This is a genomic window from Nisaea acidiphila, assembly GCF_024662015.1.
In the GTDB taxonomy this organism is placed as follows: Bacteria; Pseudomonadota; Alphaproteobacteria; order Thalassobaculales; family Thalassobaculaceae; genus Nisaea; species Nisaea acidiphila.
On sequence record NZ_CP102480.1, the window covers coordinates 751,595 to 773,368 of the forward strand.

Genomic DNA, 21,774 nt, shown 5'->3' on the forward strand with positions numbered 1-21,774 from the left:
GGGTCCGCCGTTGCATGGTATCGGAAGTTCGGTCGGAATGCCGTATCGCAAACATGCGGATATTCCCTACTCTCCGCTGCGGTGCCTGCTGGCAAGGCAATCCAGTGATCGCGCCACGTCTTCGATAACCGTCGCCCATTGACCGCGCACAAGCTGCCGGAACAGCCTGGCTCCGGGATAGGCCGGGCTGTCTTCCCGCTCCCGGAACCAGAACCAGCTGCAGCCGAATCCCTTGGGCAACAGGACCCAAACAGGGGTCTCCGTGCAGGCTGCGACATGCGCCGTGGTGTTTGCCACTGTGATGACCAGGTCAAGCGACGCCACCGTTTCAGCGAATGAGCGCGTCGTGCCGAACGGATCGAAACCGTCGACACGCTGCACCGCTGGAAAGGCGGCGAGATCCGCTTCAACCGAACCGTATTGCAGCGAGAAGAAGCGGCAGTCCCGGCAATCCAGAATCCGTGCCCAGTCCGCGAGCAAGGTCGATTTGAGCGCACCGGCGAGCGAGGCGTCGGATTTCCAAGAGATCCCCACCCGTAACGGACCGCAATCTCCGTCGGGGCGGCGCGGAGGAACGCGCTTCCTCCGCATATCCGCCATCTGTTTCGGAGTGCCAGAGAAGAACCGCCCGACAAAATCCAACGGATAACCGGCGACCGGGCGCCATTCCGGAGCGCATTCATCGGGCTTCGGAGCCCTATCGCAGAAACGGATCTCCGGATGCTGCCACTGCAGAAGCTCTAAATTTCGCCGGTCGACCACAACGATCACCCGTCCGGCCGCTGCGCGCGCGCGCTCGAGAAAGAGGGAGAACAGCAACTCGTCGCCGATCTTATCCATGCTCCAAAGCAAAAGCGCACCGCCTTCGACAAGGCCTCCATCCCAGCGCGGCAAGTCCATGATCGGCGGCGTCCACTCGGGAACCCGGAACCTCTCGAGGCGGTCCCAGCCTTCCGTCAGAGCTCCATCGGTCAGCAACGCCCGCCCGAGTTCTCCTTGCGCCTCCCGGCTCGACGGATTGACCGCGAGGGCGCGGCGGAACCACCGTGCTCCCTCGGCCGGATCGTCGAGTTTTCGGTAACGCAAACCGAGATTCCGAAGCGTGCCGAAGTCGGCAGGGTCGAGTGCGAGCGCGCGGGCGAAGGCCGCTGCACCGCCGGAGTCATCCGCGATCAGACCCTCCAGCCGGGCAAGCGCGGCATGCGTCGCGCGATCGAGCGGGCGCACGAAGGCGGCCCGGCGAAGACATACCCGCGCATTTCCGTGACGTTCGCCACGCATTTCGGCATTGGCGAGGTTGATCAGACCGGCGCCATCTGCGGGCGCCATCAGGACGGCGCGGCGAAGCGCTGCCGGGTCGTCGCAGGCGACGCCCTCGAGCGTGAAAAGTTCGCGGTGCAACGGAACAAGCAGGTGGCGGGCGATTGCCGCCCTTGCCAGCCGGGCATATCTGCCCGATCGCTCTGGATCTCCAAGCCGCGCCGATGACAGACTGAGGAAATAGGCGCCTATCGGATCAGACGGCGACGCCAGAAGGCATTTCCGCGCCGCGGCCGCGCAGTCGGACCAGGCACCGGTCGCTGCATGCTCGGACGCCTGTCCGCGCCAGTCGTCCAGAAGCCGCGTATCAGGTTCCGCCATGCCCGAACAGCATGGTGATATTGATCCGGCGGTGGATATAGCCGTCTCGGAATGAGAAGCGGTCTGTCTCGTGGAACAGGCGTGAGTCGAAGAGCAAAGCCCGGTTCTCCCGATTGGCGACGCGGATCGGATTGTGCCTGTCCTCTCCGAGCGCGGCATAGATCTCTTCCGCCGGCGCCGTGTTGTAGCGCTCGAATGTCCAGTCCTTCGGGGCCGGCTTGCGGAAGACGAGCAGACCGCCTGTTTCCTTATCCAGATTGGACTCGGCGTGATTGATCCAGAAATTCACGTTCACGGCGGCAAAATCGGCATGCGGGTTAATACCAGACATGTGCTGATCGTACTTGTAGGCCCACATCAGCTTCAGCCCGTGCGGTCCGAGGATGCGGGGCAACCGCTCCCTGAGGCCACGGCCAATGGCGAATAGCAGCGGGTCGTTGAACCCTGAACGGTAATAGGCGCCGAGATACCCGGCCCCCTTGATCTGATGCCAGATCGTTGACTCGAAACAGAAGCGCCGGATCCGGGCCAGCGCCTCCTCGTTGAGCAGCGAGTCGATGGCCACCGCCTTCGGCTCCGCATCGAGATAGCTTTCCTCGATCGCCGCCCAATCGAGATCCGGGTTCATCGGATCCTCATCGTTCCAGCCGCTCGCCGCGATATGGACGAAACGATTGTAGGAGCGTCGGATGCGATCGTAGCGCTTATCGTCGAGCATGAAGGAGACCGCCTCCCGCTCCTCATCGCTCAGACCGTCGAGCAGTTCTCGGTAGGCCTTCCATTCCTCTTCGTAATCGGCCGGAAGGACGCCCCGTTCCGTCAGGTAACGATATTGTTCGGCATCGTGCTTGAGGCGATGGCGCGCACAGACGCGCTCGACAGGCGCAACCGGTTCAACCGGGAGATCGTCATAGTCGGATGCATCGTCCAGCGGCCGTCCATGGATCAGGCGGGCGCGCCGGGCATAAGGCTCGGCCGCTTCCTCAAACCTGTCGGACTCGATTAGCGTAACGCCCAAATTATACCAGAGTTCCTGATCGTTCGGGTGGCGCTCCAGAAGTTCCCGATAGAGCTGTTCGGCTTCGGCACCGAAACCGTTCTTCATCAGCTGATAGGCACTGTTGATCGAGCGAGCGCGGTCGGACGGCTGGGCGGCGGTGAGACGCGCCACGGCCGTCTCGATCCATTTCGCGTCGTCCGCCCTGCGCGCGGCCTCAAGCAACAATCCGCTCTGCGCCGCTGGATCGATGACGAAGGCCTGCAGCGCGGCGCGCAGTGCCACATGCGACTCGCCCTGCTCCGCGGCGGCTTCGGCGCGCAGGACATAGGGCCCGGCCCCCTCGGGCGCGAGGATTGTCGCCCGCCGTCCGGCGAGAACTGAGTCATCGCGCTTGCCTGCGCGGCGGCAGGCAAGCGCCAGGTTGGAATGGACCGCCGCCACGCCGGGCAAACCCTCGGCAGCCACCGCGTAGGCCGCGGCCGCATCGCCGTTGCGCCCCTGCCGAAAGCGGATGATACCGAGATAGAATTGCGCCGCTGGATGGCGCGGATTGGCATCGACGAACGCGACTAGTCCGGGCTCGGCCGCATCGGCCTGCCCGCTATCCACCAATTTGATCAGGCTACCAAGATCTTCGCTCATACCCGGTTCTTAGCGCGGAAGCGGCCGGGCGCCAATGGGCGAAAGACCGCAGCTTCAGACCCCGCCGCTCCAGCCGAACGGAAGCCCGACATAGTTCTCCGCGACATTCCGCCGACCGGTCTCCGTCCCGGTATAGAAATCGAGATCGGCAAACTGGATTTCATGATCGAACGCCGCGCCGTCCGGGAACTTGTGCAGCAAGCTGGTCATGAACCAAGAGAAACGCTGTGCCGCCCAGATACGCTTGAGTGCGAGGGCCTCGTAACCGTCCAGCTTTGCCGTCGATCCGGACTTGTAGAAATCGGCAAGTCCTTCGCTCAACAGCTTCACGTCGCCCGCGGCGAGATTGAGCCCTTTGGCGCCTGTCGGCGGCACGATATGCGCGGCGTCACCGGCAAGGAACAGCCGGCCGTGACGCATCGTCTCGCAGACGAAGCTGCGCATCGGCGTCACGTCCTTGCGGATGATCGTTCCCTCGTTGACGCGGAACCCGTCCTTGGCTTCGAGACGCTTGTGCAACTCGTCCCAGACCCGGCTGTCCGGCCATTCCTCAAGATTTTCGTCCGGGTCGCATTGCAGATAGAGCCGCGTCACTTCCGGAGAGCGCATGCTGAAGAGCGCGAAGCCGTCCTCGTGGCGGGAATAGATCAACTCATCCTGGGCTGGCGCCGCTTCGGCCAATACGCCGAGCCAGGCGAACGGATAAACCTTCTCGAACAGTCTCAGCTTCTGTTCCGGAATACTCTTCCGCCCCGCGCCATGGAAACCGTCGCATCCGGCGATGAAATCGCAGGCAAGGGTTTTCGTTTGGCCCTCATGAGTGAAAGAGAGAGATGGAGTATCGCTCTCGGCACCGTGGATCGCCACATCCTCCGCCTCGAACAGGATCTGCCCGTCGAATTCCTTTTTCAGAAGGATCAGGTCTTTGACGACCTCCTGCTGACCGTAGACGGTGACCTTCTTCCCACCGGTCAGGCTCGGAAAATCGATGCGCCGCTTCTCACCGCGGAACAACAGGTCTATGCCCTCGTGCGGCATGCCTTCCTTCGCGAGCCGTTCGCCGGCGCCCATCTCATGCAGAAACTCGACCGTAGGGTGCTCGAGGACGCCGGCACGGATACGGCTCAGGACATATTCCTCGGATCGCTGTTCGAGGATCACGCAATCGATCCCGTACCCCCGCAGCGTCTGGGCGAGCATCAGGCCGGCCGGCCCTGCGCCGATAATTCCAACTTGGGTCTTCATGGTCGTTTCCCCAGCATATTAATGTTTGTCAGTAAGCTAGTGGAGCAACGGCCGCTCAAGAAGAGCAGGACAGGACAATTTTTTGTACATTTCGGACAAGAGATCAGATATCCTTGTCTCGTTTCGCTTTCGGAACCGGAACCACCGGCGCGACAGATGAACGTTATTCCTTCCTTCACACTCTACGCAGACGGCAAAACGAATGTTGCGCCACAGTTCGTTCACATCGAAACGATTCCTCTCCGCAGCAAGAAAAACGATTGGATTATCCGGCCACACCGGCACCCAGAACTCTTCCAGATGCTGCTATTGACCCGCGGGCGTGCGGAGATGCGGCTCGAAGGGGACGATTTCCAGCTCGACGCGCCCGCTCTCACGGCGATCGCCCCGAATGCGGTGCATGGCTATGCGTTTCAGACCGATGTAGAGGGCTTCGTCCTCAGCGTGTCGGACGCCTATCTGAGGGAACTCCTCGGGGCGACGGGCGACCAGGAGGCAACGGACATTCTCGCCGCGTCCTGCGTGTTATCCCTTGCAGATCTGAAAGATGCCGTGGACGAAATGCGTGCCGCCTGCCAGCGCATCGCAGTCGAAAGCCAGGGCCGGCGCGTCGGAAGACAGGCCCGGCTCGGCGCCGACCTCATGCTCGTCTTCGGACTGCTGGCAGAACTCGGGCCTGACGGGCATGGCGGCAAGGTGGGAGAGTCGAGCGCGGATACGGTGCTATTCGACCGATTCCGGATGCTTGTCGAAAATCGCTACCGCGATCAGCTCTCGATCAGGGATTACGCCTCCGAGCTCGCCACCTCGGAGCGCACGCTGAGACGCACCGTCAAGGCCCGCTCGGGCCAGACCCCTCTCGAAATCCTCCGCCAGCGCATCATTCTGGAAGCGCAGCGCGATCTGCTCTATTCCGCGATGTCGGTTTCGGAAATCGCCTATGGGCTCGGGTTCCAGGATCAGGCTTATTTCTCGCGCTTCTTTGCCGCCGCCACAGGTCAGAGCCCGAGCCGCTTCCGGGAGAACCACAAATCGGGCTGGTCCGGAACCGTCGCCGACTAGGCCTGGCTGCGAACCGCCATTCCCGCGGCGCCTTCCGCGCGCCCTGAGAACTCCGGTACCAACCTGGACAAAAGCGTCAGGACCTGTTCCGCCTCACGCTGCCCGCCGGCCGCCTCGATCTCTTCCAGAGCCCGCGAAATCACGGCGAGATCCGCGGTCCTTGGAGACGCGGTGCGAATGCCGTCGATCGCCGTCGGCCGGAGGGACTCGGCATCGTGGAAGAGCTCTTCGTAGAGCTTCTCTCCGGGACGCGGGCCGGTGAACTCGATCGGAATGTCCTGGTCCGGCATGAAGCCCGAAAGGCGGATCATCTGCCGCGCGAGGTCGACGATCTTCACCGGCTCCCCCATGTCGAGCACGCAGATCGCCCCGTTTTCGCGCGTCGCCGCGTCCAGCCCGGCATCGAAAGCCGCGGCCTGCAGCACCAGCTCCACCGCCTCGCGCACCGTCATGAAATAGCGGGTCATGTCCGGATGGGTGACGGTCACCGGACCGCCGCGGGCGATCTGGCGCCGGAACAGCGGGATGACCGACCCGGTCGAACCGAGCACGTTGCCGAAGCGGACCGTGACGTAACGGGGGCCGCCCTTCTCCGCCTGCTCCCGATCCTTCGCCTGGCAATAGGCTTCCGCTGACCGTTTGGTCGCCCCCATGACGTTGGTCGGGTTCACTGCCTTGTCGGTGGAGATCAGCACCATCGCCTTGACGCCATGCCGCGCCACCGCGTCGGCGACGTTGCGCGTGCCGATCACGTTGGTCAGCACCCCGTCCACCGGGTTGGCTTCCACCAGCGGAACATGCTTCAGGGCCGCCGCGTGAAAAACGATATCGGGAGCGAACTCGGCGAAGCTCGCATTGAGTGCATCGGTATCGCGGACGTCCGTCAACAGCGCGCGGCGCGGCAGGTCCGGGTATCTCTCGGAGATCTCAAGATCGATCTGATAGAGCGGATATTCGCCCATATCCATCAGCGCCAGTTCGGCCGGGCCGAGAGCCGCAATCTGGCGCGAGAGCTCGCCGCCGATCGTCCCGCCCGCACCGGTGACCAGTATCCGCCGGCCGGAGATCAGATTGGCCACGCCCTTGCGGTCGAGCACTTTCTGCGGCCGGCCGAGCAGATCCTCGACGCTGACCTCGCGCACCGTTTCGGCCCGGTGCTCGGCGCCTTCCAACGATGCCATGCGCGGCATCCGCCCGACCGCCAGACCGAGATCGTTCGCCTTGTCGAGCAGTTCGCGCACCACCGCGCCATCTATGGATTGCCGCGTGATCACCAGGCGCTGCGGCGCCGTGTCCTTGCGCCGGAGCTCCGCGACGACCGCGTCCAGTTCGTTCAGCGTTCCCAGAACCGGCACACCGCGGATTGCGCGGCCGACCCGGCCGCCCCGGTCGTCGACGATGCCGACGACACGATATGGCGCGTCGCGCTCCCGCCCCATCTCCCGGATAAAGGCATCGGTCCCGTCTCCCGCTCCGATCAGCAACACCGGCACCCGGCTCGCGGCATTGCGTTCGAAGAGGCTGGAGAATGCCCCGTCTTTCACGAGCCGGTAGGCGAACCGCGGCCCCGCGAGCAGCAGGGTCAGGACGAAGAACTCGATAACCAGGAAAGAGCGCGGGAAATCGTCGAGCCGCGTGGCGAGAAACTGAACGGCGAGAAACAACGTGATGCAGAGCACGACCGCGCGGACGATCCGGCTGAGATCGCTCATCGAAGCGTAGCGCCAGACCGTGCGGTCGAGCCGCATGGAGAGGAAGACCAGCGCGGAAACGCCGGTAAAGGCGGCAAGCCCGAAGACCACGACCTCGCGCGGCCAGATCAGGATGTCCTGCCCGAGCCGCAAGGTCAGCGATATCAGGAAGGAGAGCGCCGCCATCCCGACATCGTGCAGGTAGGTCAGGAGACTGCGTTTAGACCCGAACATCAGCAAAAACTCATCCGTTCCGACGCCCGATCCGGGCCGAAATATCCTGCAAATCTAAACCAGATGAGCGGTCCAGTCTTGCCCCGCATGTTCATGCCGCGACTTGGGCCTTGATCCGGCCGCGGCGAAACATCAGGCAGAGCCCGATCACGGCCGCATATCCGGCAATAACGGCGGGGATCGGATAATCCGTCGCCGCAAACAGGGTTAGCAGGATCAGAAAGGCATTTAGCACGGCGATCAGGAGGCAGGCGCCGGCGTGGCTGAAGCCGCGCTGCGTCGCCTGCTGGTAGAAATGCTGGCGGTGCGCCTCGAAGACGTTCTCCCGGCGGATCAGACGCTTGGCGAGCGTGAAGGTGGCATCGAAGAGATAATAGGCTGGCAGCAGGACTGCCGCCGCCCATCCGGTCAGACCGGACATGCTCCCCGCCGTCTCGAGCAGCATCCAGCCGATCAGGAAGCCAAGCGGGATCGAGGCGACGTCGCCGATGAAGATCCGGGAAGGCTGCCAGTTCCAGACCAAGAACCCGGAGATCGCCGCGACCATGGCCAGCGCCGGCACCTCAAGCGCCGCCGAGACACCGCCGAGCATAACCAGGCCGAACACCCCGCCTCCGATGCTGACGGTCTCGACACCGGTGATGCCGTCGATCCCGTCCATGAAATTGAACAGGTTGACGAACCAGAGCCACGCGAAGCCCGCCACAGGGAGTTCGAGCCAGAGCGGCAACAGGCCATCCGTCAGGCCGTTTCCAGGAACGGTGAACCAGAGCCCCGCCGCAACGCAGAGCGCCTGCACGATCAGCCGAAGTCGGGCCGGCAGGTTCCTCAGATCGTCGATGAAGGAAAGCGCCGCCAGGATCAGCGTCAGACCGGCGATCGCAAACGCAGTCCCGTCGATATTACCAGCAAGGACCAGCCAGCCGATCCATCCCGTGAGCATCACGGCGATAACGGCAATGCCGCCGCCGCGCGGTTTCGGCACGTCATGACTGCTGCGCTCATTCGGCACGTCGATGACGCTCCGACGGGTCAGCAGAGAGATCAGCAGGCGCGTGCCGATCAGAGCGGCAACAAAGAGGACGGAGAAAAAGATAATGGCCGAAAGCGGTTGCATGGGCGCCTTATACCTTCCGGGCCGCCGCGGGTGCCAGCCGCATCAGCCCGCGGCCTTGCCGTCTTCGCGCTGCAGGGCCCAGCGCATCGTGACCTCGCCCGTCGCCCGGATGTCGGTCAGCGGCTCCCGGATCACCAGCTGTTCGCAGCGCTGAAAGGTGCCGTCCTGACCGAAATAGACGCTCTCGTTCAGCGCAAGGCCGCGATCGCAACGCAGACGCCAGCCGGAGCCGCTCGAAAGCCGGATCAGGGCCGCGGAGCCGCTCTGGATGATCGAGGCGCGGACCTTCGGATGCAGATGCAGGCGGATGCAGGCCTCGGCCGGGATATCGCCCGGATCGCCGGTATAGAGCAGCCGGTCCTCGACCCGGAGGTCATCGCCGCTGCGCGAGAGAAAGACCCGCCGGAAATGCTTCAGGCCATGGGTCGGGAGATAGCCGTCATGTTCCGCCTCGACCAGCATGTCGCCATCGTGTTCCGAGCGCACCGCCGACACGTTTTCCGGCCGCGCGCCGACCGTCCCGTCGCTTTCGATCTCGGCGGCGTTGCGGTCGTCCACCACGAGGGTCGAATGGGCCGCCGTCGCCCGCAGCACGTTGTCCCATTTCGGATCGGCCGGGCTGGCGCCGCAATTCACGATCATCCGCTGCTTGCCGACGCTGAGCTCGAAGGACAGAAGGCCCGCATGAGCCGTCTGGTCCGACGCGGACGGTCTGCCGGTATCCATGACAAGGCAGGTGCGCCCTGCGATCAGCCGTTCGAAGCCGCTTTCCGGTGCCGAGAGCTGGGATTTCCGCTTGGTCTCCGCCTGCGCGATCAGGCTGTCGATGAACGGAACCGAGCCTTCGGTCGCGTGGTTGAAGACGGCGAGGCCGCCATCGCCGTGCCGCAGCATGCGCAGCATCGCGGTCATTGCGGAGACCCGATCGTCGAGCCGCTCGTCCGGCTGCCCGGCCAGACGCAGAGCGCGTCGGATCTCGACGAGATCGGCCAGCGCGGAGACCTGCAGCGCCGGAGAGCGGGACACGTGTCCCCCGTCCCGCCGGACCTGCCGCTCGAGCTCCTTGTGCAGCCAGTTCAGCGCCTGGGCGATCTTCGCCTCGCCCTCGCCGACCACCGCCATCGCGGCAAACAGCCCCTTGGCGGCCAGCAGCCGCCGGGCGCCGGGTGCCGAGGCCTCGATATCGCCTGCCAGATGCCGGTATTGCCGTCCGACGGACTCGAAGAAATCCGCCCGGAACGCATCGTCCGCAGAAGCGCCGAAGAAATCGTAATTGCCGATCCAGGCCGCGAGCCGGCCGCCGAGAATGTCCGGACGCCAGAGCAACGCGTCCCATTCGTCATGCCGCTCGAGCCAGCCATCGACGAGTTCACGAGCCCTAAGCCGCGCGGCCTCGCCACCCAGATCGCGGAGATCGCGCAGCCAGGAAAAGCCGTGCAAATGCTCGAGGGCACCCGGCTCACCCGGCTCCCGCGCCCAGGCATCCTCCGCCAGCGCGATCACGCCCTGCGGATAGGGCATCCGCCCTTCGAGCAGCGCCCGGCCGCGATCCGCATCGCCCGGCAGATCGTCCGAAAGCCGGTCCCTGAAACCGTTCAGCGGCTTCGCCGCGAGCCGCCAGCGGTAGATCGGCGAGGCGAAATAGAGTTCCTTCAAAGTGCGCATGGGCGCTCCCAAAGACCGGCTGTCTGTCAGCCGTCTCCCCGGATCGCCGCGATGTTCGCGGCATAAGCGTCGGGCCCGCCCTTGAAGACGGCGGACCCGGCAACGAGCACATCGGCGCCCGCCGCGATGCAGCGCGGCGCGGTTTCCGCCGTCACCCCGCCATCGACCTCCAGATCGATCGCCCGGCCGGTCGCGTCGATCCGTTTACGGATCGCTTCGATCTTGGCGAGCTGGCTGTCGATGAATTTCTGCCCGCCGAAACCGGGATTGACCGACATCACAAGGATCAGGTCGCAGAGATCGATCAGATTGTCCACGACCTCGACCGGCGTTCCGGGATTGAGCGAGATCCCGGCCTTCTTGCCGAAGGACTTGATGCTCTGCAGCGTGCGATGGGTATGGGCGCCGGCTTCCGGATGCACGGTAATGATGTCCGCGCCCGCATCGACGAAGGCCTCGATATAGGGATCGACCGGCGAAATCATAAGATGCACGTCGAAGGTCTTCTTCGTCACCCCGCGCACCGCCTTGGTAACGGCCGGCCCGAAGGAGATGTTCGGCACGAAATGACCGTCCATCACATCGACATGGATATAATCGGCGCCCGCCTTGTCGACGGCCTCGATCTCCGCCCCGAGGCGGGCGAAATCCGCCGCCAGGATGGAGGGTGCAATTCGCGTTTTCTGCTGCATGGCTCTCACCTATCAGGTTGCCTGACGGGGAACAAGAAGTCTGGGCACGCGATCTGATAGCATCTGTGGCGCCACGCACAAGCCGTCATAGCGGCGCATGCACGCAGGTGCGGAGTTCCAATCGTCCGATGTTCGACATCTCCATCTACGATCGCCACGGGTTCGCCGTCTCCGGCCCCGTTCTCAGCGCATCCGAACTCGCAGAAGCGCGAGAGACCGTCGACCTGCTTCATCGCCGGGCCCTCTCGGGCGAGGATCCGGATCTGGCCGCGGAATGCGTCTTCGAACGCGATCAGCCGGATAGCAAAAGGGATGGCCGGAGTTTGCCGGAGGACCGGGACGCGGTCTTCATTCTCGGCGACCCGACGCGATTCGCCCCGTCGCTCCTGGACCTGCTTCGAAACGCCACGCTCCTGGACATCGTCGGCCAGACGCATGGCACACCGGATTTCGTCGTTCATTTCGCCAACATCACCTCGAAGGCGCCATCGATCGGCAGTGGCATCAACTGGCACCGGGACTTTCCGAACAAATATATATGCCCGGCGGAACCGCTGATGGTCCGCACCATGATCTGCCTCGACGGGATGAGCGAGGAGACCGGCGCGACACAGTTCTTCTCGGGCTCGCATCTGCCGGAAACCGGTTCCGGATCGCGCCACCGGTCGATATCCGCCGCCTGCGCGCCCGGCGCGGTCGTCGCGATCCATCCATTGGTGCTGCATGGCGGCGCGCCTAACGCCTCGGAGAGCCCAAGGCGAAACATTATCGTTCAATGGGGTGCCGCGGATTGCCCGCTGGTAACCGAGATGCGCGAATCCCTGACCGGTAAGCATGTCCGAGACCTAAAGGTCCTATCTTCCTAGCGGATCAGACCTTCCGGAACCGCGCGATGAAGAAACCGTCGAAGCCGCCCAGCTCCGGATAGAGATGCGGGCCGGTGCGGACATCGCCGTCCGGCGTGATCAGGTCTGCTAGCCCACCGAGTTCCGCCGCCGTCACCGGATCGCGCTCCAGCTGCAATTCCGCCAGCGCACGGGCGACCTGAGCTTCGCCCTCTTCCGCCTGCATCGAGCAGGTGCAATAGACCAGCCGCCCGCCCGGCTCCAGCATGTCCGCCGCCTTCGCCAGCAGGCGGAACTGTAGGTTCGTCAGCTTGGCGAGATCGCCGATTCCCTTGGCATGGAGGATGTCCGGATGGCGCCGGATCGTGCCTGTCGCGGTGCAGGGCGGGTCGAGTAGGATCGCGTCGGGTTTGTAGGGCGGCGTCCAATCTGTGATATCCGCCGCCGCGACGCGGGCCGTTAGGCCGAGCCGGTCAAGATTGCGCTCCAGCCGTTTCAGCCGTTTCGGCGAGCGGTCTACGGCAAGCACGTCGGCGCCCATGGCGGCGAGCTGCAGCGTCTTGCCGCCCGGCGCCGCGCAAAGATCGAAGGCCCGCTTCCCCTTTATCTCCCCGAGCAATTTCGCCGGCATGGCGGCGGCCGCGTCCTGGACCCACCAGGCTCCTTCATCGAAGCCGGGAAGGCCTGTGACCGCGCCGTCGAATTCGCGCCGGAGAGAACCCGTGGGCAGCAGCTCGGCCTTGAGCTTCTCCGCCCAGAGTTCCGGATCGGCCTTCACCGAGATATCGAGAGTCGGCGCGGTCAGGGACGCTTCGGCGATCGCATGCGCGACCTCGACGCCGTAGGCGCACTGCCAGCTTTCGATCATCCAGGGCTGATAGTTCGTCTCGGCCGGAAACTCCGCGAGCCGTTCCCTGCCTTGCTTCGCCACGCGGCGCAGCACGGCATTCACCAACCCCTTGAATTTCGCATGACCGCGGCTCTCGACCAGGGTCACCGCGCTGTCCACGGCCGCATGCGGCGCGACGTCCAGAAACAACAGCTCGGCAATTGCGAGGCGCAGGATATCGCGGACCGCGCTCGCCTGGCGCGGCAACGGCTTCTCGATGAAGGTTTCCATCAGCGCATCGATCTGGCCGAGACGGCGCAGACAGGCCCCGACGATCGAGCGAGTGAAACCGCGATCCCGCTGCGGCAGTTTATTGAGCCCGTCATGGACCGCGATCGCCTCGTCCAGCGGTGTATTCTTGGTCAGAACAGCGCGGAGAAGATCGAAGGCGACGCTGCGTGCGGCGGAGACGTCCGGTTTCTTTTCAGTATCCATGAGCGACGGATTAAGCAGTTCGCTGTCAGCAGGCCAGTGAAATCGCTGCAGTCCCGCTATGCAGAAACCGGCAGCGCTAACGTCAGAAAATTACTCGCTTTTTCTAAACCGTTCGCACAATTTTAACGAACTCCTTCGAGTATTCAGGCAATCGGGTGCTGAAAAAGCGAGAAAAAAATGTCTGCCGAAACTTTGACCCTAGAGGATGCAACTCTGGCCCCGGACGAATTGGCCGACGCCCTGCTCTCTCGTCGCGCCGACCAGATCGAACCCTATTTCGGCGCGCGCACGGCAGAGATCATCGCAGCGCTCGGCGGGAGTGAGCACTCCGAAGCACAGCTCAAACAGTGGGTCGAAATGTCAGTCACGGCCAACGAAAGCGTGCGTCAGGTTGCCGAGATGACCCGATCAGTGCGGGAGGTCGATTACCGGACGCAGTCAATTGCGTCTGCCGTCGAGGAACTCTCCGCCACGGTACAAAGCATCAGCGGAACATCCGAGCAGGCGGCGAACGAAGCCAAGGAAGCGGTCCAGGTCTCGGAGTCGGGCCGCCGGGCGACGACGGACGCCGTCGCAGCCATGGGAGCAGTCTTCGATGTTGTCCAGTCCGCTGTCGACAAGGTCGAGACCCTCGCGGAAGCTTCCAACAAGATCGGAGAAATCATTTCAACCATCGAGGCGATCGCGAAGCAGACCAACCTCCTGGCGCTGAACGCCACGATCGAAGCGGCGCGCGCCGGCGAGGCGGGTAAAGGGTTCGCCGTGGTCGCGGGTGAGGTCAAGGGACTCGCGAACCAGACGGCCGAGGCGACGGACGACATCCGGACCCGGATCACCGAACTTCGCTCGGAGATGGACGTCATTGTCGGTGTTATGCGCGACGGCGCGGAGAAGGTCGAGAACGGCCGCGAGTCCATCGATGCCGCCGGCACCGAAATGGACCGCCTCGCCGCCGGAATATCCTCCGTGACCGACCGGATGGAACAGGTCGCCGGCATTCTCATCGAACAGGAATCAGCGACCGACGAGATTGCGGCAGGGATATCGGTCGTCGCCCAGATGAGCGGCGAGAATGTCGAGTTGATCGACGGCGCCATCACAACTTTGGAACGTACGGCGCCGATCATCGCGGAAAGTATCAACGGGTTCGTGCAACAGGGTACGGCCAATGCCACCATCCATGCAGCCAAGTCGGACCACATGATCTGGATGCGCCGGCTGGCACAGATGCTCGCGGGTCGCGCCATGCTCAATCCGGACGAACTCGCCGACCATCACAGCTGCCGCCTCGGCAAATGGTACGATTCGCAGACCGACGCTGAACTCACCGGTCACCCTGCCTGGAGCGCGCTTGTCGAGCCCCACAAGGAAGTTCACCGTGCCGGAATCGCGGCCGCTGAGGCATTCTCGGCGGGAAATCTCGACGAGGCCATCCAACTCGTGCACCAGGCGGGAATGGCATCGGACGAGGTCATGCGTTTGCTGAACGAACTCTCCGGCGCCCAATCGAGCTGAGTCCGGCGGTCAGGCCCAGGGGCCCTGCACCGCACCGCGGCTCCCAGCCATCCGTTCCAGCGCCGCGATGCGGTTCCGCGTGTTCGGGTGGGTGGAGAAGAGATTATCCACCGCATGCGCGTGCAGCGGATTGATGATGAACATGTGCGCCGTCGCTGGATTCCGCTCGGCGGCGTTGTTATCGATCAACTGCGCGCCCTTCTCCAGTTTTGCCAGAGCCGAGGCGAGCCAGAGCGGCCGGCCGCAGATTTCGGCACCGATCCGGTCGGCCTCGTATTCCCGCGAACGGCTGATCGCCATCTGCACCAGCATGGCGGCCATCGGCGCCAGGAACATCATCGCCAGCGCGCCGATCAGGCCCATCGGGTTGTTCCGGTTGTTGCCGAAGAAGAGAGCGAAATTCGCCAGCATGGAGATCGCGCCGGCGATGGTCGCGGTGATGGTCATGATCAGGGTGTCGCGATTTTTCACATGGGCCAGCTCGTGCGCCATGACGCCTGCCACCTCTTCCCGGCTCATCGCCTCCAGCAGGCCGCGGGTCGCCGCGACAGCCGCATTCTCTGGATTACGCCCGGTCGCGAAGGCGTTCGGCTGCGCCTGGTCGATCAGATAGACCTTCGGCATGGGCAGCCCGGCACGTTCCGCCAGCTGCCGCACCATGTCATGGAACCAGGGCAGGTCGGCGCGGCCGAGTTCCCGCGCGCCGTACATGCCAAGCACCATCTTGTCGGCATTCCAGTAGGTGAAGAGATTCATGCCGGCCGCGAAGACCAGCGCGATCAGCATGCCCGCCTCGCCGCCGAGCATGTAGCCGACGCCGAGAAACAGCGCCGTCATCCCGGCCAGAAGCAATGCGGTTTTCGCGTAACCCATCGATCCCTCTACTCATTTGCGATCCCGTCCGGAGAAAGTCCCGGACCGCATGAATAGGTGGGAACGGCCGCCTGCCGATCAAGACTTGGCGGAGCGCGCCCGAATGCGCATATAAGCGCCTATGAGCAAGAAGACACGCAGTTTCACCGAAGTGGCCGTCAAAGGCATCCGGTCCGAGCGCAAGGTGCTGGACGCGTCGGAGTTTGTCATTCCGGCGCAATTGAAGCCGGAGACCAAGGGTGCCCCGGGCGAGGACGAGATCGGCGGCTATGACGGGCCGGAGCCGACCCGGTTCGGGGACTGGGAGCACAAGGGCCGCACGACGGATTTCTGAGCCGCGCGACCCGGGTGGTCAGATCAGGCCACGGCCTCGCGCTGAATGACGCCCGTCAGGCAGCCCATGGCGCCCGCGGCTTTCACCAGCTCCGAGCAGTCCACCGTCACACATTCGACGCCGGCATCCTCATAGACCTTCTGCACCGCGTCGTAACCGGCACACATCAGGATCTTCCGCGGGCCGAGCGTGACGATGTTCATCGCCCGGTTCAGCTCCAGGTCCGGGCCTTCCGGCAGCCAGATCACCTTGTAGCCGCGTTCTTCCAGCGTCCTGACCGTCGCATGCGGCGTCCGCCGCCACCAGCAGACCGCGAGATCCTTGTCGATGATCCGAAGCAGCCCCATGAAATGCATGCAGCCGAACGGCATGTCGACGGGGATGGTCTCGATCTCCATATCGGCCATAAGGTCGTCGATCTGCATGGCCGCCTCGGCATTGGTCCGCTGCCCGAGACCGATCATCACACTCTCGGGGTCGAGCCACATCAGGTCCGCGCCCTCGAACAGCGCATCGCCGCGAAGCGTCCGGAGGATCGGCACGCCGATATCGGCGAGACGGCGGGCCACCAGCCGCTCCTCGCCCGCGCGTACGGTCGAGGCCGGGCGGGCCAGGATCGCGCCTTCCGGCGTCATCACGAAAAGGTCGGCGCAGAACATCTGGTTCGGCGACGGCGTCGCCGGCGGGTCGACGTAATGCACCTCGACGCCGTTCGCCCGGTAGGCCTCGGCGATCGCGTCGTGCTGCGCGCGGGCGAGCCCGAGATCGACCGGCGCCAGCATCTGCACCGCGTCCGGGTCGTTGTGCGAAATGTCCAGCTCGGCCCCCGGACGGTGCATCAGCACGCTCTTCAGCGGCGCCCATTCCGTGTCGATCCCGGAGGGCGCCCAAAGATCGCCGATCTCCTCGCGATGGGTACGCTCACGGCCGGACCAGCCGGGTCCGCCATAGGCGGAGGTGTTGAACAGACCCTTGCGGTCGCTCATGCGGTTTCTCCTCTGTCTTCGGGCACCGGGCCGAGAGATGCCAGGACGGCCTCCGTGTCCGCCCCGAGTGCGGGAACGGGATGGCGGAGCCTCGCCGGTGTGTCGGATAGCTTGACCGGGAAACCGGTCATGCGGATGGTGCTACCATCCGGCTGCTCGACATCCAAGACAAGATCCTGCGACAGAACCTGCGGATCGCTGAAAACCTCCTCGAGATTCATCACCCGGCCGCAGGGACAGCCCGCCTTGTTGATCGCCTCGATCCAGTGATCGACGGGTTTGCGCTCCATCACCTCGTTGATCGCCGCGTTGAGTGCCGGACGGTTCCGCATCCGCCGCTCGTTGGTCGCGTAATCCGTCTGCTCGAGTAGCTGTCCGAGCCCGATGCAGTCGAGGAAACGGACGACGAAGGCATCGTTCGAAGGCGCCACCGCGACCATTCCGTCCGAGGCATGGAAGAGACCATAGGGCGCAACGATCGGATGGTCGTTACCACTGCGCTTCGGGACCTCTCCCGTCGCGAAGTACTCCGCCGAGAGATAGCCCATCATGCTGATCAGTCCACCGGTCAGCGAGGACTCAACCCTCTGGCCCCTGCCGATCCGGCCGCGCGCATGCAACGCCGTGACCGTTCCGAACGCGGCGTAGAGACCGGCAATCAGATCGCTCATCGGCGGCGCGGCCCGCATCGGGTCGCCTCCGTCGGGACCATTGACACTCATGAAGCCGCTCATCGCCTGAGCGATGAAATCGAAGGACGGCCGGTCGACATACGGTCCGGTGGAGCCGTAACCGTTCACGCTGGTGACGATCAGGTTCGGATTGAGAGCGTCCAGCCGGGTCTGGTCGAAGCCCATCTTGGCCAGCACGCCGGGCCGGTAGTTCTCGACCAGCACGTCCGCCGTCTCGATCAGACGCGCAAGCGACTTCTTGCCTTCGTCCGTATAGAGATCGAGCACGACGGAGCGCTTGTTGCGGTTGAACTGGGCGAAGTACCAGCTCACGCCCTGCTTCACGATACCCTGCCCGCGGACAGGATCGCCGGACGGGGTCTCGATCTTGAGGACCTCGGCCCCCATGTCGGCGAGAAGCTGGGTGCAGAACGGGCCGGCGAGAATGCGGGTCAGATCGACGACCCGGATGTCGGAAAGCGGCATGCGCGTCAGCCCACCGCCGTCTGCACATCTCCCATGCCATGAAGCTGCAGGCGCGGGCCCGCCTTCATCACCTGCCCCGGCAGCGGATGTCCGACTGCGTCCTCGACCTCGCTTGCGATATGCATCAGCTTCTCAAGATCGATGCCGGTCTCAATACCCATCTCATTCATCAGATAGACCAGATCCTCGGTGCAGATGTTGCCCGTCGCCTTCGGCGCGAACGGACAGCCCCCGGCGCCGCCGAAGGAGCTGTCATAGTGGGTCACGCCCTCATCGAGGCCGGCGACGACGTTCACCAGACCGATGCCGCGGGTGTTGTGGAAGTGCAGATGCACCGGCAGCTCCGGCACATGCTCTTTCAGATAGCGCACGTTGCGGGTGACCAGCGGCGGCGTCGCCATGCCCGTGGTGTCGCCGAGCGCCACGCTCTTGAAGCCGAAATCGACGAAATGCTTGGCGACATAACCGAGCCTTTCCGCCGGGACGTTGCCTTCGAACGGACAGCCGAACGCGGTCGCGATCGCCGCCGAGACAGGGATCTTCGCCTCGTCGGCGATCTTCGCGACCTCGGCGAAGCCGGCCAGCGACTCGTCGGTGGAGCGGTTCACGTTTTTTTGATTGTGGCTCTCGGAAGCCGAGACGAAGACGATCATCTCGTCGACGCCGGCTTCGGCAGCCCGGATCGCGCCTTTCGCGTTCGGCACCAGGGCGGCCAGCACGGCGCCTTTCCTCCGATCGACGCCGTTCAGGACATCGAGCACATCCGCCAGCTGCGGCACGGCGCGCGGCGAGACAAAGGACGAGAACTCCATCCGCTTCACGCCGGCATCGATCAACTCGTTGATCAATTTGATCTTAACTTCCGTCGGCACGAATTTCGGCTCCGCCTGGAGGCCGTCGCGCGGTCCGACTTCCGTAATTTCCACCCTGGTCGGCCTGGCCATTTTTTGACTCCTGTCTCGTGTAACCCAGCGTTTTCCGCTGCCGGCCGCATCCTACCGATTTCCGGCGTCCGATCCAGCCGCTCGACAGGAACAATTGCCGTTCCCGGAACAGGAGACGGGGGCCCTCGGTTTAGGAATTGGTAACGAAATTCGCGGATAGTGGTTTTGCAAATGATTCGCGAGAAGTTTCGATGAAGCGCAGCAAAGCCAAAGCTCAGCAAGTGATTGATATCAGGCCGTTCGTGGCCGCGATTTTCTTCGCACTGCTGCTCGCCTGCACGCAGGCATTCGGTGCGGCTCCGGACGTCAACATAGACGACAAAGGCCTCGCGCTGCGCGGTTACGACCCGGTTGCCTACTTCGAAACCGGGAACGCCGAGCTTGGCGATGCCTCTCATTCGGCGACAATTGACGGCACGACCTACCACTTCACTTCGGCTGAACGCCGCGAAAAATTCCTGGAGGCTCCGCAGACCTACGTGCCGAATTACGGCGGGTACTGCGCCTATGGCGTAGCGGTCGGACAGAAATTCGACGGCGACCCGGAAGTCTTCGCCGTCGTCGACGGAAAGCTCTATCTGCAACTCGATCGGGCGACGCAGACACTTTGGATGTCCGAAGTCGAAAAGAATATCGCGATCGCCGACCGCACATGGCCCGTCATCCAGCAGATCCCTGCGGCGGTCCTGAATGACTGACATCTTCCGGTCGGACCAGGGCGGCACATCGGTTCTGAGGTCCATCAGCGCGCGCTACCTCGCGCGTTTTGTCCCTATCTCGCTCCTGGTCTTCACAGCGGTCATCGCGATCTACGGCACGCTGACCTACATGGAGTCCAAGACCGCCCTGGAAGCCAAGCTCGAAACCCTTATCGCCCGGCAATCCCTTCTTCTGGGTGAGGCCGTGGCCGAACGCCGAGACGGCCGGATCGGCCTGCTCGTCGCGCAGACGATCGCAGACCGGGACGTTGCGACCATCGCCGTCATCGATAATGTCGGCACGGTCCTCAACAGTTACGGCGAAATTCCCGGACATCAGGGCCCCTTGATCCGCCGGGTCGCGATCAACCATATGGGACAGAACAGCTACGACCGCGTCGGCACACTTGTCATCAGCATGAGCAAGGAACGCGCGATCGCGGATCTCACGAACTCGCTGGTCTATATCTCGCTCCTTGGTCTCGCCCTCCTCGCGGCCGCAGCCGTGACCGCCCATCTCGTGCTGCGCGCAATCGTCAGCGCACCGCTCGACAAGATGCTGAATTCCATTCACATCCAGCGCGACAGCGGCGCCCGGATCCCGATCAACTGGCAGAGCGAGGACCAGATCGGACAGGTCGTGGCGGCCTATAACGCGTTACAGCTTCGCCAGATGAAGACTGAAGCGGACCTCACCCGGCTCCATGACAAGGCCGAGAGGGCAAACCAGTCGAAATCCGATTTCGTTTCACGGGTCATCGAGGAACTTCGGACCCCGTTGAATTCCATCGTCGGTTTTTCCGAAATCGTCAGCAGCCGGCGGTTCGGCCCCGATACCATTCAGCGGTATCTGAGCTATGCAGGAAATATCAACCAGTCCGCCCGCCACCTGCTCTACCTCATCGAGAACGTGCTAGAGCTGACCCGTCTCGAAGGTGGCGAAATCGAGCCGTCCTTCGCTCCGACGAACGTCGGTTCGATCATGCGCCGGGCGGAATCCGCCGCATTCGCCATGCCACGTGCAAGCGGCGTGCGGCTCCGAGTGCATCGTCCCGAGCCGAACCTGGCACTGAACGTCGATGGCGAGCTCATGTTGTCGCTGCTCAGCAAGGTGCTGGAAAATGCGCTCCGTCATACCCCGGTCGACGGAGCTGTCGAACTAGCCTTCGAGCTGAAGGCTAGCGGAACGGCATGCTTCACGGTCTCCGATACCGGCCCCGGCATCCCGGAGAACGAGATCGAGCGGCTGCTGATCCCCTTTGCCGCGCCACGTGAGTTCGAGGAACGGCGCTTCCACGGCTCCGGCCTCGGCCTGCCAATCGGCAAGATCCTGGCGGAAATGCACGGCGGCAAGCTTGAGATCGTCAATCTCGCGGCAGGCGGTCTGGCGGTATCCGTCCTGCTGCCACCCTCTCGTGTGATCGAAACGGAACGCTCCGAGCGGTCACCGCGTAACGATGAAAACCCCCGCGCCGATCATGACACTGCCGGCGCCGCGGTTCAGCACCTGCACAGCGCGGGCTGAGCGAAACACCTTGCGGGCCCGCGCGGCCATCAATCCGTAAAAATTGTTCACCAGCACGATCGCGGCGACGACGATACCCGAGAGGATCGCGATATCGCTCGCCACAAGACTGTCCAGATCGACGAAAGTCGGCAGCAGCGCGCCATAGAACAGGATCACTTTAGGGTTGCCGAGCGTAATCAGGATACCGGCCATAACTTCCTTCAATGGCCCCTTGGAAGTGACCGGCCGCGCTTCGAGCGGAACCGGCTTTGTCAGCCAGAGTTTCACACCGAGCCAGAGCAGGTAAGCGGCGCCGACTATTTTCACGACGAAGAAAACCTCTCCCAACAGTTCGGCGACGATCTGCAGTCCGAAAATCGCCAGCATCAGGAAGATCAGATCCCCGATGCAAACGCCGATATTGTACTGGAACCCCGTCCAGAAACCGCTCGCGAGCGATTTTGCGATGGTTGTCAGCATCGACGGGCCGGGCGTCAGGGTCAGGATGACCATGCCAAGCGCGAACGCCAGCGCGGTTTCCAGTGTCATGGGATCAACTCCGTAAGGCGAAGGGAGAAGCGAGAAATTCGCCAATTGCGCGG

Annotated in this window: 19 protein-coding genes; 6 read left to right on the top strand and 13 right to left on the bottom strand. The window is 63.6% G+C overall.

What is annotated here, in order from left to right:
- Positions 1-66: 66 nt before the first annotated feature.
- From NUH88_RS03610 to pobA, 3 genes are read right to left on the bottom strand one after another with little or no spacing between them, the layout of a single operon-like run.
- A complete protein-coding gene (locus NUH88_RS03610) occupies positions 67-1,641 on the bottom strand; it encodes a tetratricopeptide repeat protein (protein ID WP_257770023.1) in 1,575 nt (524 codons plus the stop codon).
- The gene (locus tag NUH88_RS03615; RefSeq protein ID WP_257770024.1) at positions 1,628-3,283 is read right to left on the bottom strand and encodes a tetratricopeptide repeat protein; all 1,656 of its coding nucleotides are present in this window, start codon (positions 3,281-3,283) and stop codon (positions 1,628-1,630) included. Before NUH88_RS03615 ends, NUH88_RS03610 begins: the two co-directional genes overlap by 14 nt.
- 54 nt (positions 3,284-3,337) lie before the next feature.
- Positions 3,338-4,528 carry a 4-hydroxybenzoate 3-monooxygenase gene (pobA, locus tag NUH88_RS03620; protein ID WP_257770025.1) on the bottom strand — a complete coding sequence of 397 codons (1,191 nt, stop codon included), beginning with the start codon at positions 4,526-4,528 and terminating at the stop codon, positions 3,338-3,340.
- Between the two features lie 156 nt (positions 4,529-4,684).
- Between pobA and NUH88_RS03625 the strand changes: the two genes are divergently transcribed.
- Positions 4,685-5,590, top strand: coding sequence for a helix-turn-helix domain-containing protein (locus NUH88_RS03625; RefSeq protein WP_257770026.1), 906 nt, complete (start codon positions 4,685-4,687; stop codon positions 5,588-5,590).
- Here NUH88_RS03625 and NUH88_RS03630 read toward each other — a convergent pair.
- The 4 genes from NUH88_RS03630 to rpe all read right to left on the bottom strand — a co-directional run bounded on the left by NUH88_RS03630 (position 5,587) and on the right by rpe (position 10,989).
- Positions 5,587-7,515: a polysaccharide biosynthesis protein gene (locus tag NUH88_RS03630; protein WP_257770027.1), complete on the bottom strand. Its 1,929-nt coding sequence runs from the start codon at positions 7,513-7,515 to the stop codon at positions 5,587-5,589. The genes NUH88_RS03625 and NUH88_RS03630 overlap by 4 nt on opposite strands.
- A 91-nt stretch (positions 7,516-7,606) precedes the next feature.
- Positions 7,607-8,632 (bottom strand): MraY family glycosyltransferase, encoded by a 1,026-nt coding sequence (locus tag NUH88_RS03635; protein WP_257770028.1) that lies wholly within the window; start codon positions 8,630-8,632, stop codon positions 7,607-7,609.
- 42 nt (positions 8,633-8,674) lie between these two features.
- The gene (locus tag NUH88_RS03640; RefSeq protein WP_257770029.1) at positions 8,675-10,297 is read right to left on the bottom strand and encodes a heparinase II/III family protein; all 1,623 of its coding nucleotides are present in this window, start codon (positions 10,295-10,297) and stop codon (positions 8,675-8,677) included.
- A gap of 26 nt (positions 10,298-10,323) precedes the next feature.
- On the bottom strand, positions 10,324-10,989 hold the full coding sequence (gene rpe, locus NUH88_RS03645) for a ribulose-phosphate 3-epimerase (protein WP_257770030.1): 666 nt from the start codon (positions 10,987-10,989) through the stop codon (positions 10,324-10,326).
- A 128-nt stretch (positions 10,990-11,117) separates the two neighbouring features.
- On the opposite strand from rpe, the gene NUH88_RS03650 reads away from it, so the two are divergent.
- Positions 11,118-11,855 (top strand): phytanoyl-CoA dioxygenase family protein, encoded by a 738-nt coding sequence (locus tag NUH88_RS03650; RefSeq protein ID WP_257770031.1) that lies wholly within the window; start codon positions 11,118-11,120, stop codon positions 11,853-11,855.
- 4 nt (positions 11,856-11,859) lie between these two features.
- Here NUH88_RS03650 and NUH88_RS03655 read toward each other — a convergent pair whose 3' ends face one another.
- Positions 11,860-13,158 (bottom strand): RsmB/NOP family class I SAM-dependent RNA methyltransferase, encoded by a 1,299-nt coding sequence (locus NUH88_RS03655; protein WP_257770032.1) that lies wholly within the window; start codon positions 13,156-13,158, stop codon positions 11,860-11,862.
- Positions 13,159-13,335: 177 nt separating this feature from the next.
- Between NUH88_RS03655 and NUH88_RS03660 the strand changes: the two genes are divergently transcribed.
- Positions 13,336-14,673 (top strand): methyl-accepting chemotaxis protein, encoded by a 1,338-nt coding sequence (locus NUH88_RS03660; RefSeq protein WP_257770033.1) that lies wholly within the window; start codon positions 13,336-13,338, stop codon positions 14,671-14,673.
- A 9-nt stretch (positions 14,674-14,682) separates the two neighbouring features.
- On the opposite strand, the gene htpX is transcribed toward NUH88_RS03660, so the two are convergent.
- The gene (htpX, locus tag NUH88_RS03665; RefSeq protein ID WP_257770035.1) at positions 14,683-15,546 is read right to left on the bottom strand and encodes a zinc metalloprotease HtpX; all 864 of its coding nucleotides are present in this window, start codon (positions 15,544-15,546) and stop codon (positions 14,683-14,685) included.
- A 121-nt stretch (positions 15,547-15,667) separates the two neighbouring features.
- Between htpX and NUH88_RS03670 the strand changes: the two genes are divergently transcribed.
- Positions 15,668-15,880: a DUF1674 domain-containing protein gene (locus tag NUH88_RS03670; protein WP_257770037.1), complete on the top strand. Its 213-nt coding sequence runs from the start codon at positions 15,668-15,670 to the stop codon at positions 15,878-15,880.
- 23 nt (positions 15,881-15,903) lie between these two features.
- Here NUH88_RS03670 and NUH88_RS03675 read toward each other — a convergent pair whose 3' ends face one another.
- From NUH88_RS03675 to NUH88_RS03685, 3 genes are read right to left on the bottom strand one after another with little or no spacing between them, the layout of a single operon-like run.
- Positions 15,904-16,866 (bottom strand): dimethylarginine dimethylaminohydrolase family protein, encoded by a 963-nt coding sequence (locus NUH88_RS03675; RefSeq protein ID WP_257770039.1) that lies wholly within the window; start codon positions 16,864-16,866, stop codon positions 15,904-15,906.
- Entirely contained in the window at positions 16,863-18,023 is a 1,161-nt protein-coding gene (locus NUH88_RS03680; protein WP_257770040.1) for a CaiB/BaiF CoA transferase family protein, read from the bottom strand. The genes NUH88_RS03675 and NUH88_RS03680 overlap by 4 nt, the downstream gene beginning before the upstream one ends.
- 5 nt (positions 18,024-18,028) lie before the next feature.
- Complete coding sequence (locus NUH88_RS03685; RefSeq protein ID WP_257770042.1) at positions 18,029-18,967, bottom strand: hydroxymethylglutaryl-CoA lyase; 939 nt, start codon at positions 18,965-18,967, stop codon at positions 18,029-18,031.
- A 137-nt stretch (positions 18,968-19,104) separates the two neighbouring features.
- Here NUH88_RS03685 and NUH88_RS03690 point away from each other — a divergent pair, with 137 nt between their 5' ends.
- Positions 19,105-19,665, top strand: a complete 561-nt coding sequence (locus NUH88_RS03690) for a YHS domain-containing (seleno)protein (RefSeq protein ID WP_257770044.1) — start codon at positions 19,105-19,107, stop codon at positions 19,663-19,665.
- Positions 19,658-21,190 (top strand): sensor histidine kinase, encoded by a 1,533-nt coding sequence (locus NUH88_RS03695; RefSeq protein WP_257770046.1) that lies wholly within the window; start codon positions 19,658-19,660, stop codon positions 21,188-21,190. Before NUH88_RS03690 ends, NUH88_RS03695 begins: the two co-directional genes overlap by 8 nt.
- On the opposite strand, the gene NUH88_RS03700 is transcribed toward NUH88_RS03695, so the two are convergent.
- Positions 21,110-21,721 carry a LysE family translocator gene (locus tag NUH88_RS03700; protein ID WP_257770047.1) on the bottom strand — a complete coding sequence of 204 codons (612 nt, stop codon included), beginning with the start codon at positions 21,719-21,721 and terminating at the stop codon, positions 21,110-21,112. The two genes, NUH88_RS03695 and NUH88_RS03700, sit on opposite strands and share 81 nt — an antisense overlap.
- Between the last annotated feature and the right edge of the window lie 53 nt (positions 21,722-21,774).

What these genes read in the sequence shown, in the direction of transcription:
- NUH88_RS03695 (WP_257770046.1), top strand. Translation starts at nt 19,658, where the DNA reads ATGACTGACATCTTCCGGTCGGACCAGGGCGGCACATCGGTTCTGAGG.
- rpe (WP_257770030.1), bottom strand. Translation starts at nt 10,989, where the DNA reads ATGCAGCAGAAAACGCGAATTGCACCCTCCATCCTGGCGGCGGATTTC.
- NUH88_RS03630 (WP_257770027.1), bottom strand. Translation starts at nt 7,515, where the DNA reads ATGTTCGGGTCTAAACGCAGTCTCCTGACCTACCTGCACGATGTCGGG.
- NUH88_RS03625 (WP_257770026.1), top strand. Translation starts at nt 4,685, where the DNA reads ATGAACGTTATTCCTTCCTTCACACTCTACGCAGACGGCAAAACGAAT.
- NUH88_RS03675 (WP_257770039.1), bottom strand. Translation starts at nt 16,866, where the DNA reads ATGAGCGACCGCAAGGGTCTGTTCAACACCTCCGCCTATGGCGGACCC.
- NUH88_RS03650 (WP_257770031.1), top strand. Translation starts at nt 11,118, where the DNA reads ATGTTCGACATCTCCATCTACGATCGCCACGGGTTCGCCGTCTCCGGC.
- pobA (WP_257770025.1), bottom strand. Translation starts at nt 4,528, where the DNA reads ATGAAGACCCAAGTTGGAATTATCGGCGCAGGGCCGGCCGGCCTGATG.
- NUH88_RS03610 (WP_257770023.1), bottom strand. Translation starts at nt 1,641, where the DNA reads ATGGCGGAACCTGATACGCGGCTTCTGGACGACTGGCGCGGACAGGCG.
- NUH88_RS03615 (WP_257770024.1), bottom strand. Translation starts at nt 3,283, where the DNA reads ATGAGCGAAGATCTTGGTAGCCTGATCAAATTGGTGGATAGCGGGCAG.
- NUH88_RS03700 (WP_257770047.1), bottom strand. Translation starts at nt 21,721, where the DNA reads ATGACACTGGAAACCGCGCTGGCGTTCGCGCTTGGCATGGTCATCCTG.
- NUH88_RS03660 (WP_257770033.1), top strand. Translation starts at nt 13,336, where the DNA reads ATGTCTGCCGAAACTTTGACCCTAGAGGATGCAACTCTGGCCCCGGAC.
- NUH88_RS03635 (WP_257770028.1), bottom strand. Translation starts at nt 8,632, where the DNA reads ATGCAACCGCTTTCGGCCATTATCTTTTTCTCCGTCCTCTTTGTTGCC.
- NUH88_RS03655 (WP_257770032.1), bottom strand. Translation starts at nt 13,158, where the DNA reads ATGGATACTGAAAAGAAACCGGACGTCTCCGCCGCACGCAGCGTCGCC.
- htpX (WP_257770035.1), bottom strand. Translation starts at nt 15,546, where the DNA reads ATGGGTTACGCGAAAACCGCATTGCTTCTGGCCGGGATGACGGCGCTG.
- NUH88_RS03685 (WP_257770042.1), bottom strand. Translation starts at nt 18,967, where the DNA reads ATGGCCAGGCCGACCAGGGTGGAAATTACGGAAGTCGGACCGCGCGAC.
- NUH88_RS03640 (WP_257770029.1), bottom strand. Translation starts at nt 10,297, where the DNA reads ATGCGCACTTTGAAGGAACTCTATTTCGCCTCGCCGATCTACCGCTGG.
- NUH88_RS03680 (WP_257770040.1), bottom strand. Translation starts at nt 18,023, where the DNA reads ATGCCGCTTTCCGACATCCGGGTCGTCGATCTGACCCGCATTCTCGCC.
- NUH88_RS03670 (WP_257770037.1), top strand. Translation starts at nt 15,668, where the DNA reads ATGAGCAAGAAGACACGCAGTTTCACCGAAGTGGCCGTCAAAGGCATC.